The 18,855-nt window shown below is 57.4% G+C and carries 12 protein-coding genes; 8 read left to right on the forward strand and 4 right to left on the reverse strand.

Features of this window, described 5'->3' with window-relative positions:
- Positions 1-6 precede the first annotated feature (6 nt).
- From AC3A5O_RS07020 to AC3A5O_RS07030, 3 genes are all read left to right on the forward strand, one after another.
- Positions 7-3,378, forward strand: a complete 3,372-nt coding sequence (locus AC3A5O_RS07020) for a hypothetical protein (RefSeq protein WP_487753007.1) — start codon at positions 7-9, stop codon at positions 3,376-3,378.
- A gap of 73 nt (positions 3,379-3,451) precedes the next feature.
- Positions 3,452-8,107, forward strand: coding sequence for an RHS repeat domain-containing protein (locus AC3A5O_RS07025; protein ID WP_487753008.1), 4,656 nt, complete (start codon positions 3,452-3,454; stop codon positions 8,105-8,107).
- A gap of 148 nt (positions 8,108-8,255) precedes the next feature.
- Positions 8,256-9,386 (forward strand): RHS repeat-associated core domain-containing protein, encoded by a 1,131-nt coding sequence (locus tag AC3A5O_RS07030; RefSeq protein WP_487753009.1) that lies wholly within the window; start codon positions 8,256-8,258, stop codon positions 9,384-9,386.
- Between the two features lie 720 nt (positions 9,387-10,106).
- Here the strand turns inward: AC3A5O_RS07030 and AC3A5O_RS07035 are convergent.
- A complete protein-coding gene (locus tag AC3A5O_RS07035) occupies positions 10,107-10,415 on the reverse strand; it encodes a helix-turn-helix transcriptional regulator (RefSeq protein ID WP_305468062.1) in 309 nt (102 codons plus the stop codon).
- Positions 10,416-10,902: 487 nt separating this feature from the next.
- On the opposite strand from AC3A5O_RS07035, the gene AC3A5O_RS07040 reads away from it, so the two are divergent.
- The 3 genes from AC3A5O_RS07040 (at position 10,903) to AC3A5O_RS07050 (ending at position 13,302) form a co-directional block, all read left to right on the forward strand.
- On the forward strand, positions 10,903-11,307 hold the full coding sequence (locus tag AC3A5O_RS07040; RefSeq protein ID WP_072348667.1) for a MarR family winged helix-turn-helix transcriptional regulator: 405 nt from the start codon (positions 10,903-10,905) through the stop codon (positions 11,305-11,307).
- A gap of 52 nt (positions 11,308-11,359) precedes the next feature.
- Positions 11,360-12,568, forward strand: coding sequence for an MFS transporter (locus tag AC3A5O_RS07045; RefSeq protein ID WP_122569197.1), 1,209 nt, complete (start codon positions 11,360-11,362; stop codon positions 12,566-12,568).
- A gap of 182 nt (positions 12,569-12,750) precedes the next feature.
- The gene (locus tag AC3A5O_RS07050; protein ID WP_122569196.1) at positions 12,751-13,302 is read left to right on the forward strand and encodes a glutathione peroxidase; all 552 of its coding nucleotides are present in this window, start codon (positions 12,751-12,753) and stop codon (positions 13,300-13,302) included.
- An 89-nt stretch (positions 13,303-13,391) separates the two neighbouring features.
- On the opposite strand, the gene AC3A5O_RS07055 is transcribed toward AC3A5O_RS07050, so the two are convergent.
- The 3 genes from AC3A5O_RS07055 to AC3A5O_RS07065 all read right to left on the reverse strand — a co-directional run bounded on the left by AC3A5O_RS07055 (position 13,392) and on the right by AC3A5O_RS07065 (position 15,794).
- Positions 13,392-14,666 carry an OmpP1/FadL family transporter gene (locus tag AC3A5O_RS07055; RefSeq protein ID WP_122569195.1) on the reverse strand — a complete coding sequence of 425 codons (1,275 nt, stop codon included), beginning with the start codon at positions 14,664-14,666 and terminating at the stop codon, positions 13,392-13,394.
- Between the two features lie 144 nt (positions 14,667-14,810).
- Complete coding sequence (locus tag AC3A5O_RS07060) at positions 14,811-15,293, reverse strand: hypothetical protein (RefSeq protein WP_122569194.1); 483 nt, start codon at positions 15,291-15,293, stop codon at positions 14,811-14,813.
- 276 nt (positions 15,294-15,569) lie between these two features.
- Positions 15,570-15,794 carry a hypothetical protein gene (locus AC3A5O_RS07065; RefSeq protein WP_003204606.1) on the reverse strand — a complete coding sequence of 75 codons (225 nt, stop codon included), beginning with the start codon at positions 15,792-15,794 and terminating at the stop codon, positions 15,570-15,572.
- Positions 15,795-16,886: 1,092 nt separating this feature from the next.
- Between AC3A5O_RS07065 and AC3A5O_RS07070 the strand changes: the two genes are divergently transcribed.
- Complete coding sequence (locus AC3A5O_RS07070; RefSeq protein WP_122569193.1) at positions 16,887-17,210, forward strand: SEL1-like repeat protein; 324 nt, start codon at positions 16,887-16,889, stop codon at positions 17,208-17,210.
- A gap of 188 nt (positions 17,211-17,398) precedes the next feature.
- On the forward strand, positions 17,399-18,787 hold the full coding sequence (locus AC3A5O_RS07075; RefSeq protein ID WP_487753015.1) for a DNA recombination protein RmuC: 1,389 nt from the start codon (positions 17,399-17,401) through the stop codon (positions 18,785-18,787).
- The last annotated feature ends 68 nt before the right edge of the window (positions 18,788-18,855 follow it).

Raw genomic sequence — 18,855 nt, forward strand, 5'->3', positions numbered from 1 at the left:
AAGGCCATGACGACGTATTCATTAGATGCACTGACGAACAGGATGAAAGGTAAATCGGTCACGCTCGGTTGGGACGCCGTGGTCTTCATGAATCGAGCCAAGGTCAACAGCCTGTTGGAACAACAATATATTACCCGCTTCAATAAGGAGAGCTTTCTCAAGCGTATCTTCGGTGCGCCGTTCATGACGCCGGATAAGAGTGAATACCTGGAAATGAGCGGGTTGATCCTCAGCCATCCGCGCTTGAGCTTTGAAAAAGCCTCGCTGCGTGACTCACGGGCGACCGCGACCATGGACATTGTTTCAGGCACGGTCTCCTATGTACGCAAGGGGTCCGGCCAATTGCCCGGGGCGGTTCTCTACAGTTATGTGGTTGGCGCCAACCAGGGGTACAACCTGACGATGGATATTGACCTGGCCGCCAGTCGCGGCACGGTCAATGAGCAGGGCAAGGTCATTGTCGATATCGGCGATGGCTACAACTGCCGTTGCAACCTGGTCAACGAGAGCCGGGCCCAGGAAACCTTGGGCGATTTCTTCAAGGCTTTGTTTCTCGAACAAAAACCTGAAGACCGGATGTATGAGTTGGGCATCCTCGACCTGCGCGATGTCGATCTGCTCGCACCGCGCTCATTTCTGATTCGTACCATGGCCACGGACGAAGGCAAGAACCGTGAGTCTGACTCCTACGGAGAGGGCGCCGTGGTGCTGTTGGTCAGGACCAAGGGCAACCTGCAGGAGGGCGGTGATCCGGGTGAAGGCGCGTTGGATTATCTGATTCCCGATGATCGACATCCTGAAACCGGCAAGGCGTTGTACTCGGGGTCGTTGGTATTGGCCAGTCGGGTGGTGTTCGATTGGTATATTCGGGATGCCATTCAAAAGCAGATAGGAGGGCACTTGAGATTGGTCGCGTCGGAGTCAAATTATGTGGCCAAAACGCTGATCGCAGCGGTGGGAGAGTTCGAACTTCCAGCATTTGACCTTAAATGGCACACGGATGCTTATCACTCTCACACTTTACGTAATGATGGCCCCTTACGATTCAAGTTGGCTGATCCTGATCCACAGAAGTCCTTTCGGGTCGCAGCGAACGGGGACTGTGCTCTTGAGTTGTCCTTGGAGGGGCCAAGGTTACTGCCATTTCATCTGCATAATTGGTTTTGGGCGCTTCCGGACAAACATAAATATTGGAATGCAATAGCGACTGCCAGGGTTCAAGCTATTTTTACACCGGAGCTTTCATCTGGATTGAATTATGTGACATTCGAACAAAAAACTAATCCGATTATTCAATTCAGTGGTAACTGGGATCCTGAAAGCTTGATAGATTCGCCTTACGACGACTATCTGCTTCGGCAATTGGACACCAAGCTCAGACCTTCATTTCTGGATGTTTTGAAAGTGTTCCGTACTTTGGACTTGCCAGGTCTTAACGTCTTGGCCATCAGCAACCTACTGTTTCCTGAACGCAACGCCTTGCAATTAACCGAAGCCCGACTGCCTGGCGACCTACTGATGGTCGGCCATATCGATCCAAAGGAAACCACGTTCACCCTCGACCCCTTGCTGCCCGTGGTCAAGGCAGGCGACACACAAACGTTCACCATTCGACAGTTGGGTTATCGGAGCTCGGATGTCACATGGAGCGTGCGCAGTGTCGACGGCAGTCGTGCGCTGGGCACCATCACCAATGGCGAGTATCTGGCGCCGGACGTTCACTTGCTCGACGGCAGTGCCATACGCAATGTGGTCACGGCCACCTACACCGATTCGACAACGGGCAAGGAAGTCACCGCCTCGGCCCTGGTCGTGGTGGTCCTGACCGGCGTAGTGGTCACGCCCTCGATGTCATTGATCGAGATGGACGATCGCCGCCAGGTACGGCTCAAGGCCACCTCCGTGGGCGCCGGGCCGTTCCGCTGGACACCACGCAGCAATGTCGGTTCGTTGCAAGTCGAAGGCGACGAGGCCATTTATACCCCACCGTCGTCCGACCTGCCGGATAACACGCTCGAGGCGGTGCTGTTCGATGTCGAGGACACCAGCACTGGCGAGAAAGCCGTTGCCACGGTGCTGCTGCGTCAAGGCCTTTTCTCCTTGAATGTCACGCCAGCCTTGCACCCAGGGGTGCGCCCCAACGGTACTGCGCTGTTGACGCCGCCGAGCCCCCACCGCCCGGAACAGTTCACCTGGGAAGTGGTCGCCGGGGAGGGCACCATCGATCCGCAAACCGGCAGATTCACCGCGCCTGAGACGATCACGCTGCCCTACAGCGTGGTGAAGATCAGCAATATTGGTGAGTTTTTCGACCACTTCGGCTACAGCATCATCCACTTGTCCGATCACGCCCGGCAGTCGGAGTGGACCGACGCGGATATCTTCGATTTTGAAGTCAGCACCAAGCCCCCCACGGTGTATGCCAATGGCTTGCAACAGGCCAAGGTGACGGTGCGCTTCCAGCCCACGGGGGGCGGAATGGTGTCGGAAAGCGAGTTCGAGAGTATCAAGCTGGTCACGGCGGAACAGAAAGTCGCATTGCCGGAGGTGGGTGAGGACGGGGTGCCGGAAGGCGGTAAATGGCATTACACCGAAGCTCGCAATACCTACGACCCCTACCCCCATCAAACGCCTGCATCGAACCAGCAAACGCAACAGAACAGGCCCAAAGGGATGGTGGTCAAGGAGTTCTTTGTCCAGACCCACAATATTGAAGATTTGCGTGTGTCAGCGCGCATACGCAGTGACAGCTTCGACACCCTTTATTCCAATCCGACGCCGGAAGATTCGAGTGGCAGTAAAGTTGTCGATCTGTTCGCGGTGGAACCGCCAGAGGCGGGGGGTGGGGGTGTAACGGCCTTTACTTTCGAGACGCCTGGAGTGGAGTGGCCGGTCCGTGTCGAAGGTGATAAGGACGATGAGAATGACCTGACTACGCTGGACTATTACTACCTGAAACTGATGATCAGGAACGTCCAGGTTCCCATAAGAAAAGTCCAGTTCGTCGGCAACTGCAGCATGGTGAAATGGGAAAGCGACACCACGCTCGAAGATGTCCACAGTATTACCGGGTATGCCATTGCCGGTGACGCGAACGAGGATGGAAAAACGATTCTGCACATTGATGAAATTCTCTCCAGGCGATTGCTTGGGCAACTTGATGTACCGAAGGAAGTCGTTGATCAAAGGTACGATGTTCCCCCTGGCGAAGTTTTGTTCAGTCTGCAACGTCGTGAATTCTGGCGCTATGACGGTTATGTCAAGTCCGATTTCGAACGGGCCCTGGATGTCATAGTGTTCGACCGCTATGGCAACCTGCACAGCGTAAAAATCGGTTTCGAAGGGATTAATCGAAACAAGCTCAGGATTATCGGTTAGTCATACCGATGGCTTAGGCGCGACCCGTAGCTGGTTGCGCTTTTCAAACATTTCCTCTTCCAGGAGAAGAGTCATGTCGACAGAAACTTCGATACATTCCAATGCCTTCAACTTCTTGAGCTTTATCCTTAACCAAGTCGACCCGCGTACCGGTCAATACACATGCGCCATCTCCTTGCCCGAACTCAAGGCCAATGACTTGTGCGGTCCGGTTGTGCCGCTGCAATTGAACTTCAACCCGCTCAACAATACCGACAGCGGTTTCGGCAAGGGTTGGAACTTGCAACTTTCGCAATATGATCCCAACCGCCGGATTATCTCGCTGTATACCGGAGAAACGTTCAAGGCCAATACGGGGGGCGACGGGGACAACGGTATGGAGATTCCGGAGAAGAAACTCGACTCCTTTCATTTCCATGACCTGGGCAATCAGCGCTACCGGGTCGATCATAAGTCCGGGCTGGTGGAGATTCTTGAGGTCGGCCAGGGCCAGTTCGCCATGCCGGTGGAAATGCGCTCGCCCCAGGGGCATAGCGTGACGCTGGAATACGTTGCCTTCGGCACGACCCCGCTACTGAGCAAGATCTGCAACGCCGATGGCACGGAACTGATGAGCCTGACGCGCAGCGGCAATACCCTGAAGGTCACGCTGCATCCGGGCACCCGGTATGAAGCGCTGTTCGTGTTCAACATCGAGGGCGGTGAAACCAAGAGCATCGTCCTGCCCATCGAAGACGAGGGCCTGCCGACCGAGAACAAGGGCTCCTGGCGTTTTGAGTACATTCCCCTGAGCGGCCTGACCCTGCTCAAGGAGGTCCGTACCCCCACTGGCGGCCATGAAACGGTCATTTACTCAGGCACGCCCCATGCCCTTCCCGGCATAAGCCGCACCCTGCCGCGAGTACAGTCGCACAAACGCGACCCGGGCTTTGAGCAGGCTGTCATCGAAACCCATTACGAGTACGACCGCACCGGCAATAACTTCCTGGGCCATGGCAGTGGCGTCACCTGGATCAATGATGACCTGGACCACCTCTTCCGCGATGGCGTGGTGCGCAGCTACCAGTATGAAACCAAAGAGATTCTCTGGGACGCCGTCAGCAACAAACCGGCGCGTACCACCCGTCGAGTGTTCAATCGCTACCACCTCCTGGTACTCGAAGAAATTTTGCAGAATGCCAACGTCCCGGACAATGACGACACCCTGCTGGTCACCGAGACCGAATACTACGCCAACCCGCAGGATGACTTCAGCGAGCAACCGGCGTATTACCAACTGCCGAAAAGCATCACCCAGACCTGGCGCAATGCCAGCGCCACGGTGCCCCGGCATACCGAAGTCGTCACCAGCACTTACGATGATTTCGGCAACCTGCTGGTACAGGTCAATGCCAATGGCGTGACTGAAACCAGCACCTGGTACGACGCCGAAGGGGAGGACGGTTGCCCGGAGGATCCGCAAGGTTTCGTGCGCAACATCAAGAGCAAGACCCTCACCCCGGCACCTTCCGGCTACGGCGCCGCGCCGACCCTGCAAACCCGCTATCGCTATGACGAATATCCCGGGCTCGGCAGCGTCGGGCGCTGGCTGGCCTTGAGTGACGAACGTTTGATGGAAGGCGAGCAGTTGCTGCAACTGAGCACCTACAGCTACATCAATGCCCCGGGCAATGCCTTTGAACATGGGCGCAAGCTGCAAGACACCGTCACCCTCAACAACCTGACCACCACCACCGATTATGTCTACAGCAAGACCCGCAACGCCCGCGCCGGTGAAACTGTCTTGCATACGGTCAATACCCTGCGTGGCTTTGATGGCGAGGAAAAAGTCCTCAACGTGGAGCATTCGCTGCTCAATGGCGAGCCATTGCTCAGCCATGATGACAACGACGTGGCGATTGCCACCGACTATGACCTGCTCGGTCGAGTGATCAAGGAAACCGTGGCCCCGGGCACCCTCTACGAGGCCAGTCGCAGCTATCGCTACACGCTGGTCGACACGGTGGGTCAGCAGGCCACGCAAAGCGCCATCGACGTCAAGGGCGTCGAGACGATCTCTTGGCTTGACGGGCATAACCGGGTGATCAAGGAAACCCGCCGCGATGCCGATGGCCTCGGTGGTGATACGACGGCGTTCCGCGAGATCTACCGGGCGAGCTACAACCGGTTCGACCAGATGACCAGCGAAACCGTGACCGACTGGGAACGGGGCCGGAACATCGAGTTGACCAGTATCTTCAATTATGACGACTGGGGCGAGCAGCGCAGTGTGATCCGCCCCGACGGCGTCGAGGAGCATGAGGTTACCGACCCGATTGCCCGCACCACCACGCAATGGCTCGAAGGCCAGGGCAAGACCATTACCGTCAACAACCTGTTCGACAAGCCCGACAGCGTCAAGCGCATCGACTGCGGCGAGCAGATGATCAGCGAGCACCTCTACCATTACGATGGGCTCGGGCGGACTGCCGAGGAATACGATGCCGCCGGTAACTGGACCCGTTATGAATACGATGCGTTCGACCGCATGACCAAGACCCTGTTGCCGGACAGCACCGAGGTCGAGCGCAAGTATGCGCTCCACAGCAGCGATGAAGAGCTGGCGGTCGAGATCAGTGTCAATGGTGCGGTGCTCGGTGAGCAGGTCTTCGATGGCCTGGATCGGATGACGGTGTCGATCACCGGTGGACGGGAAAGTACCTACACCTTCGATCCGGGGCAAACCCAGCCGAAAAGTGTCAAGCACCCCAGCGGCCAGGAGACCGGTTATGTCTACCGGCCGGAACTCGGCGAAGATCCGGAGCAGCGCATTGCCGTGGAAAGTACCGCGGTCTACAGCTACGACTCGCAGAACGCACGGCTGTTGCAAACCGAGGAGCAAGACCAGCAGGGCATCACTCATCGTCTGCTGCGCGAGTACTTCAGCACTGGCGAAGTGAAAAGCGAAAGCCGCGAACAAACCGGAGAAACCACCCGGACCATGCATTACGAGTACAGCCGGCAAGCGCGCCTGCTCAGCTATACCGATGTGCTCGAACAAACCCAGTCCTTTGAATACGACCGCTATGCCCGCTTGATCACCACCGAGTTGGGCACGACCCGCTCGACCTTTACCTACGATGATTGGGGACAGCTCCAGGATATCGAGACCATTGACGGCGACCAGCAGTTGAAGACCCATCTGGAATACGATGATTTTGGTCGCGAGGTACTGCGCCGCTTCGATCTGGGCGGCGGGGTGATCCAGACCCTGACCCAGGTCTACGACGAAGTCGACCGACTGACCCAACGCACCCTAGTACAGGGCAGCGAGACGCTGCGCGACGAAACCTATGCTTATGATTCGCGCGGACGCCTGGTCGACTACACCTGCAGCGGCAGCCAGGCCCCTGAAGACCCCTACGGCAAGATCATCCAGAGCCAGATGTTCGGTTTCGATGCCCAGGATAACCTGGACTTTGTCGAGACCACTTTCGAGGGTGGGCGCAACTCGAGTTATTACGAATATGGCAATCCGGATGATCCCTGCCAGTTGACCGCCATCACCAATACCTTCCAGCCGGATTACCCTCAACGGTTGGAATTCAGTTATGACGCCAATGGCAATTTGTTGCAGGACGAGGCCGGACGGATTCTGGAGTATGACAGTTTGGGGCGCTTGATCAGTGTCAGCACGTTTACGGGGGAGCCAGCTAACAGCTATCGCTATGATGCGTTGGATACGTTGAGTGCCAGTAGTACGGCGCAAGGCAGTGAATCGCGCTTTTACCAGAAGGGTGAGTTGGTGAACCAATTGCAAAATGGCGTGGGCAGCACTTTTGTGCGTGCCGATGACACAGTGCTCGCCGAGCAGGCCAGTCTGTTGGGAAAGTCGTTGCTACTGGCCGTTGATAACATGAACAGCGTGTTATACGAGGCCAGTCTGGGTGAAGGAAAGGGTATCGCCTATTCACCCTTTGGCCATCGTGTTGATAGTTCCTCGTTCAACTGTCGCCTGGGTTACAACGGTGAGTTGCGCGAAGCACAAACGGGTTGGTATTTGTTGGGTAACGGTTACCGAGCCTATAACACCTTGCTCATGCGTTTTCATAGCCCGGACTCGATGAGCCCTTTTGGCCGGGGGGGCTTGAATGCCTATTGCTATGTAACCAACCCATTGAATGAAAGTGATCCGACTGGGCATTTTCCTTTTGCTAAATTTTTTACCCGACTTGGACGAGGTGTTAGGAATTTCTTCAGAGGGGGAAGCAAGGCTGCTACTGAGGTCGCACCAAATGTAAAAGTTACACAGCAGCAAACTGTCAGTCGAGTGGTAGCTTCAGATTTACCCGTCATTTCGCTTGAGGACCTGAACGCTCTACAGCATGCAGAAAAAACGGCATACGAGAAATCCTTGAAAGCAAAGGATGCATACAGGGTTGCCAGGGATCAAGGCGGTGTCGCTGAAGAATTAGCACGAAAAAAACAGGCTGTGCTTCGTACTGGTGAGGCTCATGAAAAAATAGCAAGGGACGTTAAATTGGTAGAGCGCGCATCCGTGAATGGAGGCGGGATGCCCGGAGAAGTTGAATGGAATATGTATGAGTATAGAAGGCAATATGCTGTCCATTTAGACGTGCGTAGAGGGATTTCAGAGAGAGCTGCCGCGAAGCGCTACGCAAAATACCAAGAAGCACTGAACAATTTTGAAAGGCCCAAGCCGGATCCTGATCGGTTTTGGAGGCGTTGACGATTAACTAGTTATTCTAATCGCATGGTCCAGTCATTTATATCAGGTTTACGAAGAATGACTGGATCATGCAATTTTTTAGGGTAGGAAGCCAGGCAGGAAAACAGATAGGGGGAGAACATTTCCTCGCACTCAAGGAGCCCATCGCATGTCTTCTTCGCGCCACATTTCGTTGGTTCGCTACCGCTACGATTCGCTGGACCGCCTGGTCGACCGCGCCCCGGGCGATCAGCCGGTCCAGCAGAGTTTCTACCAGAAGAATGCCTTGGCGTGCGAAATTCATGGGCAAATCCATCATTCGTATTTCCAGCAGCCGGATATGCTGCTTGCGCAACAGCAACATCACGGTGCAATCCATGAGACGACCTTTCTCGCCAGCGATGCCAAGCGTTCGGTACTGCATGCGTTAGGCAACGGCCAGCGTGAAGCCATCGCCTATGCGCCTTATGGGCACAGATCGGAAGGCGGTCTGTTCAGTTTGTTGGGTTTCAATGGCGAACGTACCGACTCCGTCACCGGACACTATTTATTGGGTAATGGGTACAGAGCGTTCAACCCAGTGTTGATGCGATTTAACAGCCCGGACTCGATGAGTCCGTTTGCAAGGGGTGGACTGAATGCGTACACCTATTGCGCGGGGGACCCGGTCAATAGTGACGACCCGACTGGTCATTTTTCGATGTCTGTATTTCAGGTAGCAGTCTCCGCAGTGGTGGGTGTTGCTTTGCTCTGGGGGGGAGCTGCTAGCAAGGATAAAAGTGCTTCAATTGGATTGTTTATAGCGAGTGGCATCGTTACAGCGGGCAGTTTTGGAATCGCCGGGATACGGGCACGTCGGACTTGGAGGGGGCGATTGGCCCGGGAGCAGGGTACTGGGGGGCTTGCGCCAGAAGGCGCTATTGATTTACACAGGCTCCGGCCCCAACGCCAATCGGCTATGGGAGAGTTTGCGAGGGATGTTGAGCTGTTGCCTCCGTACTCTCCACCTAGGAGCCCGTCAGGCTCGATCGGATCAGGAACGTCGGCATCTGATCCGCCGCCTCCTTACCGCTCACGTACGCCAAGTTGGTCTGGTACGATTGGTCAATCGGGGGCGGTGGTATCTGATCTTCCATCATCTGTTTCGCGGTCGCACGGGATGTTCGATCCTACTGATGGGATGAGAGGAAGTTTGTCTCGGTCTATCTCGTCAGATTCAGGTGCCTTGCCTTCATATCACGCAGCTGTGTTTTCAGCGAGCCAGCAACAAGTCGAACTACTGCGTCGCCCAAGCAACTGAAGAACAGCGTTCGTTCACCATAGCCAGCTCAAGCAGGCTATGGTGCTGGAGTTGCTCAAAATGGCGCAAACCCCTGTGGCGAGGGGATTTATCCCCGTTGGGTTGCGAAGCAGCCCCAGTATTGTTGATTCAATCTGCCGGCCACTCCGGGGAGTCAATTTTAGGATTGCTGCGCAGCCCAGCAGGGATAAATCCCCTTGCGACACAATGCGTACGGCTGGTGTTGTCATGTTCGCATATTGGCATTCTGGCGTTGGAGAGTTGGCCTTGTACCTCTTCTCCTAAGCGCCGCGTCTTCGGCGTTTACTTGGGCAAGTGCGGCTCGAAGTCGCGCGATTTGCTGCTCCTGTAATCTCTGCCGGTGACGCATTTCTTGCTCTGCTGCATCGGGCCAATACTCTTTGCGTTCCGGGGCCGTGGTGGTTTGCCGTTGGGCTTGCGTCCTGTGCCGGGGAGCTCTTGGTACTTCTTTAGCGGTAATGGGCGAGTCAGGATAAGGTTTTGGCAACCGCGTGTCAGAGGACAGTCGTTTGTATTGTTGAGCAGAGCCTGACCTGCCGCTGAAAGCGGTTTTCCCGCTTGCACCCGTCAGGTTGCTGGTGGGGCGCCCAGCCCATGCAAGGTACCCCGCGCTGGTCGGTTGCCAGAAGAACGGTTTGTGTTTCGTTTTCAACTTACATGGGCTGGATTTCCTGGAACTGCATGACGGCAATTGCTTTGCTAGATCAGCCAATCGGCGTTTCCCTTGACGTACGGTTTATCGATCAACCCCAGCTCCAGCGCCTTGAGCGCCGCCGTCCAGCGAGAGTTCACCCCGAATTTTCGACGAATGTTGCAGAAGTGATAGTTCACCCCGGCCTCGCTGCAATTGATGATCTGGCTAATCTCCCAGGAGGACTTGCCGGCGGCGCTCCACTGCAGGACCTCCGTTTCCTTGCGCGTGAGTTTTACCGCCACTGATTGCGAATCCTCGTGTTGGAAGTTGCCTCGGGCGGAGGAGGGGCGGGTGATGGGGTCGGTGCGATACATGACAAACACTCCCATTTAACAAGCAGAAATGGCATGGGGGCGGCGAAATATTCCTACTGCTTGGTGGCACGCTTCGCACGACCCTTCTTCAGACCCTGGGGTGGGGCTGGAGATACGGGGTCGTTATATCTCGATTCAAAGCACCTGAAACCTGTCAGACATTACAGGTCCTGAATCTCAATGAGCGGCTTTTGGAGCGTCTTTAAAGAAAAAGCCTTTGAAAATTATGGTTTTTTTCTATGCATCTGAGACAGCGATCAAAAGCACAGAACGGATGAAGGGAAGCACACGACTCTGCTCATCGGGGCGGGTTGAGTCCGTGGCGAGGGAGCTTGCTCCCGCTGGGCTGCGCAGCAGACCCTTTTTTGTGAGTACTGCGCAAGCGGGAGCAAGCTCCCTCGCCACGGAGTCCATTTTTAAGTGCCAATAGGCGCGGACTTTTCATTTAAAATTTGCATTCGACCAACCCCGGGTATATACACGCACCATGCTTCCCTCCCAATGTTTGTGCATCAACCTGCGTCGTGCCGCCCGTGGCGTCAGCAGGTATTACGACGGCGCCCTCGACGGCTTCGGGATCAACGTTGCCCAGTATTCTTTACTGAACAACCTGGCGCGCCTGGACCAACCGAGTATTTCCTCCCTGGCCGAGGCCATGGGCCTGGATCGCAGCACCCTGGGGCGCAACCTGCGGGTGCTGGAAGGCGAGGGGCTGGTGGCGTTGGCCGAGGGCGACGACTTGCGTAACCGTATCGTCGTGCTTACTGACGCCGGGCACGCCCGGTTGGCGGCAGCGCTGCCGGCCTGGGAAGCGGCGCAGCAGAAACTGATCGATAAGTTGGGCGCGGAAAAGCGTGCGACCTTGCTGGCTTTGCTGGATGAACTGGCGTGAAGCCGGTTCGTTCGAGGATAAGTGGGTATATACCCGCGACTGGAGAACAAAAATGACATCGATGTGGCGTACCTGTGGTTGGGTCCTGGTGGGCAGCGCGCTGATCCTGGCGTTGTCCCTGGGCGTGCGGCATGGCTTCGGCCTGTTCCTGGCGCCCATGAGTGCCGAGTTCGGCTGGGGCCGTGAGGTATTCGCCTTCGCCATCGCCTTGCAGAACCTGATCTGGGGCCTGGCGCAGCCTTTCACCGGCGCGCTGGCCGACCGCTTCGGTGCGGCGAAAGTGGTGCTGATTGGCGGTGTGCTGTACGCACTGGGCCTGGTGTTCATGGGCATGGCCGACTCGCCATGGTCGTTGTCGTTGAGCGCGGGCCTGTTGATTGGTATCGGTCTGTCGGGCACGTCGTTCTCGGTGATTCTGGGCGTGGTCGGGCGGGCCGTACCGGCGGAAAAACGCAGTATGGGCATGGGCATCGCCAGTGCCGCCGGTTCTTTCGGCCAGTTCGCCATGCTGCCCGGTACGCTGGGACTGATCGGCTGGCTCGGTTGGTCGGCGGCGTTGTTGGCGCTGGGGCTGCTGGTGGCGTTGATCGTGCCGCTGGTGAGTATGCTCAAGGACGCGCCGGCGCCACTGAGCGGCAAAGAGCAAACCCTGTCCGAAGCGTTGCGCGAGGCATGCGGTCATTCGGGTTTCTGGCTGTTGGCCGTGGGCTTTTTTGTCTGTGGTTTCCAAGTGGTTTTCATCGGGATACACCTGCCGGCCTACCTGGTGGACCAACACCTGCCCGCCAGTGTCGGCACCACCGTGCTGGCGCTGGTTGGGTTGTTCAATATCTTCGGCACCTACACCGCTGGTTGGCTGGGCGGACGCATGTCCAAGCCGCGCCTGTTGACCGGGTTGTACCTGCTGCGTGCGGTGGTGATCGGCTTGTTCCTGTGGTTGCCGGTGACGACCACCACGGCGTACCTGTTCGGCATGGCGATGGGCTTGCTGTGGCTGTCGACCGTGCCGTTGACCAACGGCACGGTAGCGACCCTGTTTGGTGTACGAAATCTGTCGATGTTGGGTGGGATCGTGTTCCTGTTCCACCAGTTGGGCTCGTTCCTCGGTGGTTGGTTGGGTGGGGTGGTGTATGACCGTACCGGCAGCTATGACGTGATCTGGCAGGTTTCGATCCTGCTCAGCCTATTGGCGGCGGCGTTGAACTGGCCGGTGCGTGAACGGCCGGTGGCGCGCCTGCAAGTCCAGGTCGGTGCGGCATGAGTCGCATCGGCCCGTGGTTGATCGCTGCCGGCGCTGGCCTGCTGCTGGCGTTCGCCTGGTGGGGCTGGCACCAGGGCGGGTTGGCCTTGATGCAGCTGGGCATGGGCACGTGTTGAACAATGGACGGCGGCGGGCTTGGCGGAGTAACGTCGAGGTCTGACATGCTTTAAGGAAATACCGACATGTTGATGCGCTGGTTTGCTGTTCCCGCACTGTTGCTGGCTGTGACCGGGCAAGTCTGGGCCGCCGATTGCCCGCCGTTGCTGGAGGGTTCGTTACCCAAGCTGCGGGCCAAGGAAACCGTCGATTTGTGCCAGCGCTTTGCGGGCAAGCCACTGGTGGTGGTCAACACCGCCAGTTTCTGCGGGTTCGCCCCGCAATTCAAAAGCCTTGAGGCGCTCAACCAGCGCTACAAGGACCAAGGCTTGCAAGTGCTGGGTGTACCGTCCAATGACTTCAAGCAGGAAGCCAAGGACGGGGCTGAAACTGCCAAGGTCTGTTACGTCAATTACGGCGTGACCTTCACCATGACCGAACCGCAGCCGGTGCGTGGCGCGGATGCGATACCGCTGTTCAAGCACTTGGCTGAACAATCCGGCGCGCCGAAATGGAATTTCTACAAGTACGTGGTGGACCGCCAGGGCAAGGTCGTTGGCAGTTTTTCCAGTCGGATCAAGCCTGACGATCCCGATTTCATCAAGGCGGTAGAAGCGGCCATCGCCTCCAAACCCTGACGCCGGCCACGAAAAAGCCCCGCCTCTTTGCAGAGTGCGGGGCTTTTTTTCGCTTCAGGTGGCGAGGGGTTCAGGTTCGCCGTGAAACATCAGAAGCGGTAGGTTGCACCGACACCGAAACCGTTGGCGCTGTTTTCGTATTCAGCGTTGTAGGCTTGGCCCAGCGCGTTGCGCCGGTTGACGTTGACTTTTTCTTCCTTGAGGTAGGAGTACGCCACGTCGATAGTCAGGTCTTCGGTCGGACTCCAGCCGGCGCCCAGGCTGAAGATAGTGCGGTCGCCGGTTGGGATGCGTGGCGAACGGTCAGTGTTGTTGGTAGGCGACTGGTCAAAGGACAGGCCGGTACGCAGTACCCATTGTTTGTTCAACTGGTAGGACGTACCGATGGCGTACGCCCAGGTGTCGTGCCAATTCTGTTCTTCGGTGATGGTGCCGAAGAGGGTTGGGTTCAGGGCGCCGCCGCTCGTTACGTCGTTGTTTACGGTAATTTCTTTCAGGCGGCTCCAGCGGGTCCAGGTGCTGCCGGCGTAGACGGTCCAGGCATCATTGATTTGCTGGGTAACCGAAAAGTCCACCGACTCAGGCGTGGTGATGTCCAGCGAAGCGTCGTAACGCCCGTCACTCAGCAAGAACCCAGGCGTACCTGCAGCCGCGTCCACGTCGGTGTGACCTTCAAGCTTGTACTTGACCTTGGAGTGGTAGGTCAGGCCGACACGAGTGGTATCCGTCGCCTGGACCAAAAGACCGATATTATAGCCGTAGCCAATGTCGTCGCCCTTGATCTTCACATTGCCGTCGTTCGGCGAAAACGGAGTGGTCAGTGATGACTCCAAGGCACCCGAAATCCGGTTGATCGTCGGACCAAAACCAATCGACACCTGGTCATTGAAGGCATAGCTGACGGTGGGCTGGAAGGTCACGACCTTCACTTCGCTCTTGCTGCCGAAGTTACGGCCCTGGAATCTGTTTTCGTAGTCGGTGATCAGGCCGAACGGTGCGTAGACACCCAGGCCGAAAGCCCATTGGTCATCGATGGGCTTGACGTAATAACCCATCGGGACGCCAGTGAGCGGGACCATGTCGCCCTTGTTGGTACCGGAACGGGTGCCGCTGGCATCGTTGATGTCGGTGGAGGCGTCAATGGCGGCGAAACCACCGGTCACTTGCTGGCGCTTGAGGCGCGACATGCCGGCAGGGTTGCCAAAGACAGTGCTGGCGTCGTCGGCGGCAGAAGAACGACCTGCGAAACCAGTGCCCATGCCACTGATGCTTTGTTCGTTCAAGGCGAAGCCACTGGCGAAAAGTTGGGTGGATGCCAAGGTCACGGCAAGGCCAAGGGTGGTTTTGAGCATCATTTTTTTCATTGTTAGAACTCCTGGTGATCACCGGGGCGAAAATTACCAACATTTTCGTTCAAGCGCTATAGCCTGTATCGCTTGATTTAGAGGCATTTTGTAGGACAATCCGACCAGATTCGCGACCGTTGTAGGAACTTTCCAAATTTCCCATCAGCAAGCGACCTGATTCAGTGGTGAAACACAGCTTCGCCAGGCACAGGTGAAATCTCGCAGGCGCCCTTGGGGATGAAAGGTCTGACGCCAGATGCGGGCCATGCCCAGCAGGTCGTCGGCGTCGGGAAGCGGGGTGTTCTGTTCCTCCACCAGCAACCAAGCGATGGCGGTGGCGTAGCGCAGGTTGACGGTCAACTCCAGGTGCGGGCCGCTGAGAAAGGCGTGCTGGCTGGCCAGGCCGCGGACCAGGCTGGCCCGTTCCGGGTCTCGTGCCAGGTAATGGTCCCAGAGTGCCTGGTGTCGGAGCTCGGTGATGCGATACAGGCCATGTCCGCGGCGATCATGCAGGGCTGACCCCAGGGCCGACTGGCTGGCGGCAATGCCCAGCAACAAGGATTCCGCAGTTGCGCTGTGACGCTCAAGGTAGAGCAGCGTCGGGCGGATCACATATCGACACAGTTCGCTGGCAGCGATACCCATAAAACCCTCGAAGTGTGAAAGGGGCGGAGCCTGAAGTGTGTGGGCTTGGCAGCGGTGGATCGGTCCAGGCCCCGCCGGAAGCGGATCATGCCGCTTGACTTGAAGTGTAGTGTCATATTCCCGCTGTAAAGGTCTGTTTTTAAAACATCTTCGGCGAACGGTTATAACCGTTATATCCCTTGGTGCTTACGCCGTTTCGCTTAATCGAGAAATTTCGGGCAATAAAAAGCCCCGCTTTCTGGGCGGGGCCTTTGGGGTTTCAGCGTTTCTGGCGTCTCAGGCAACCAGTGCCTGGCGAGTACGCTCGATCACGGCCTGCAGCGGTTCGGCGCTGGAGTACTGATCGGGGTACAGGCGTTCGCTGTGACGGGCGATGCCGTGTTCGTTGACCAGCGTGAAGCTGAAGCAGCCTTTGCGAGCGGCCATGATCAGGCAGTTCATCGGGGCAAAAGCGTTGGTGAGGGTGCGGATAGCATCCTGTGCGTGGATTTGAGTAGACATGTTATGGGTGTTCCTACAAATGACACGGTTAAGAACCGTGCAACGTTAAAACGTTCCAGTAACGTCGACCACCATTGGTCGAACGAAGAACCCGACTGGAACAAAGCAGCCAGTTTGAGCGCTATATAAGTGCGCGCTTGGGCTGGCAGGTAGGTACTTAGGAGGGCAGGCAACACATCGAGGGCAAAGGTTCTGGGCCCGGGGTGAAGATCCTGATCAATTTTGCAGGTTGGTTCGGTCAGAGTAATGAGCCTGGCAACACCCTTTGCATTCGATCAAAGGCTGTGTTGACGCAAGGTTTACCTGGAAACCATCGAGGGGGCCGGTCTCCTTTTTTCGGTGAGGCGTCCTTTGGAGGATGGCTGACCGCGGAGATGTGTTCGACCCGGAATTGACTTTCAGCTTGGTACTAACGCTGCGGATACTAACGGATCGAACCCATGAAGGGAAGGGCGTTGGTTAAAAAATATTCAAGTGAGCCATGGCAGGAAAGCCGAGCCATGTCCTGAGGCGAGGGAGCTTGCTCCCGCTGGGCTGCGCAGCAGCCCAGAACAGCGCCGCTGCGCGCTGGAGCGTCAGCCCGGCCCAGCGGGAGCAAGCTCCCTCGCCACGGGTTGGTTTTCAATCCGATTCAAGAGGAACGGGTTAGCACAGGATCCCAACGGTTGCTGGTGCGGTTACGTCACCCACGCTTCACGCATGGCCGCAGGTTATCCCCAGCTTTTACCGCCAGATGCGCCAAAAAATCGCAGCGTTATAACCGGTTCGGCTGTTACTTGTGCACACTCGCTGTACCACCTGTCACCGAACTGTCATGTCGAAACAATCCGGGGTGGGTGCCTGTATCCAAAATTTAAGTCAATGAAAAACATCGCTTTTTTTTACTGGTGAAAAAATCGTCAGTTTGAGCGCAGGCCCCGTTCCACAGGGCTTTGCGCGAGTTCAGGGGGGGTTGTCCACTGAGTTATCCACAGCTTCTGTGGATTGTCCCAAGCGCTTGCTCTAGCACGGGCGTGCCGGTTTTTTTTCGGCTTTACCCGTACGAAAAAAGGAGTAGAGTGGCGCGCCTTCCGATCTGTCCCACAGTGTTTTATGAAGTTTCGCTCAGTATCAAATCCTGTTACCTCCACACCCTCTGGTGTTACCCCACCCAAACGTATGTCGATGCGGGTGGCTGAGTGGCTGCTCGATAGCCCACGGCTAGGGGACAGCCCCAGCGTCAAGCACCTGGCCGGTCGTTTGCTCAAGCAACCGGCCCGTGAAGGCGTGGTGGCCGCGCAAAGTCGCCTTGGGCAGTTGATGTGCCGTGAATGCGGTAACGCCCGGGACCGACGCATTGGCCAAGACCTGCTGCGCCAGGCCGCCCGGGCCGGCGATGATCGTGCCCGCCGGGCCCTCGGTGAAATCGAAGACTGAAATCGCAGACTGCGCTGGGCAACCCCCAGCCGCTTGGTTAACCTTCGGGCTTTATTTGATCGGCAGGAATTGTCATGGCTATGGATTTGACCAGCCTGTTGTTTGGCCTGGCAGGCGCTGCGGTGCCGTTGCTGGCACTGGCCTGGCACCTGCAGCGCCAAGCCGCCGCCGCGCAGACCGAACAGGCCTTGCTGGAAGAGCGCCTGGCCACGGCCCACATGGCCCACGATGGCCTCAACGCCCAGCTCGATGCCTGCCGCGACGAAATCAGCGACCTGAGCCAAGCCAACGCCGCCAAGCAAGCCGAGCTTGCCGCAGCCTGCCGGGAAGTCGAGTTGCTGCAGATCGAGCGCGACAATGCCCGGGATGCGGCCCATGCCTGGAATCTCGAGCGCGCCAACAAGGAAGCCGAACTGCGGCGGCTCGATGCCCAGGCGGCGTCGTTGCAGGCCGAACTGCGTGAGCAGCAGGACAGCCATCAACAACGCCTGGATGACCTGCAAGGTTCGCGAGATGAGCTGAGGGCACAGTTCGCCGAGCTTGCCGGGAAGATCTTCGACGAACGTGAGCAGCGCTTCGCCGAAACCAGCCAGCAACGCCTGGGCCAGTTGCTCGATCCGCTGAAGGAGCGCATTCAGTCCTTCGAAAAACGTGTTGAAGAAAGTTATCAGGCTGAGGCCCGGGAGCGCTTCTCCCTGGGCAAGGAACTGGAGCGCCTGCAACAACTGAACCTGCGCCTGAGCGACGAAGCCACCAACCTCACCCGGGCGCTCAAGGGTCAGAAGACCCAGGGCAACTGGGGCGAACTGATTCTGGAGCGGGTGCTTGAACATGCCGGCCTGGAGAAGGGCCGCGAGTATCAGACCCAGGTCAGCCTCAAGGGCCCGGACGGCGAGCGGTTCCAGCCGGACGTGTTGATTTATCTGCCGGGCGACAAGCAAGTGGTGGTCGATTCCAAGGTCAGCCTCACGGCCTATCAGCAGTACGTGGCGGCTGAAGATGACGCCATCGGGCAACTGGCCCTCAAGCAACATGTGCTGTCGTTGCGAACTCACGTCAAAGGCTTGGCCGGCAAGGATTACAAGCGTCTGGACGGTTTGCACAGCCTGGATTTCGTGTTGCTGTTCGTGCCAATCGAAGCGGCGTTTTCCGCCGCCCTGCAAGCCGAGCCGAACCTGTTCCAGGAAGCCTTTGACCGCAACATCGTGATCGTCAGCCCGACCACGTTGCTGGCGACGCTACGGGTGATCGACAGCTTGTGGAAGCAGGAGCGCCAGAGCCAGAACGCCCGGGAAATCGCCGAGCGGGCCGGGTGGCTGTATGACAAGTTCGTCTTGTTTATCCAGGACTTGGACGAGATCGGCAGTCGCGTGCAGCAGTTGGACAAAGCCTACAGTGCGGCGCGCAACAAACTGACGGAAGGGCGCGGCAACCTGATCAGCCGCAGCGAACAACTCAAGCTGCTCGGCGCCCGGGCCAGCAAGAGCTTGCCGGCGGAGTTGCTCGAGCGAGCGATGACCGATGCGGATGGCTTGCCTGAGTTGCCGGAAGAAGCCGGCGAGAAAACCCAAGGCTGAAACACAAACCCAGGGCTGAAGCAGAAACTTGTGGCGAGTCATCTTGTGGGAGCAAAGCTTGCTCGCGA

It is taken from the genome of Pseudomonas sp. Soil_N_39 (assembly GCF_057655955.1).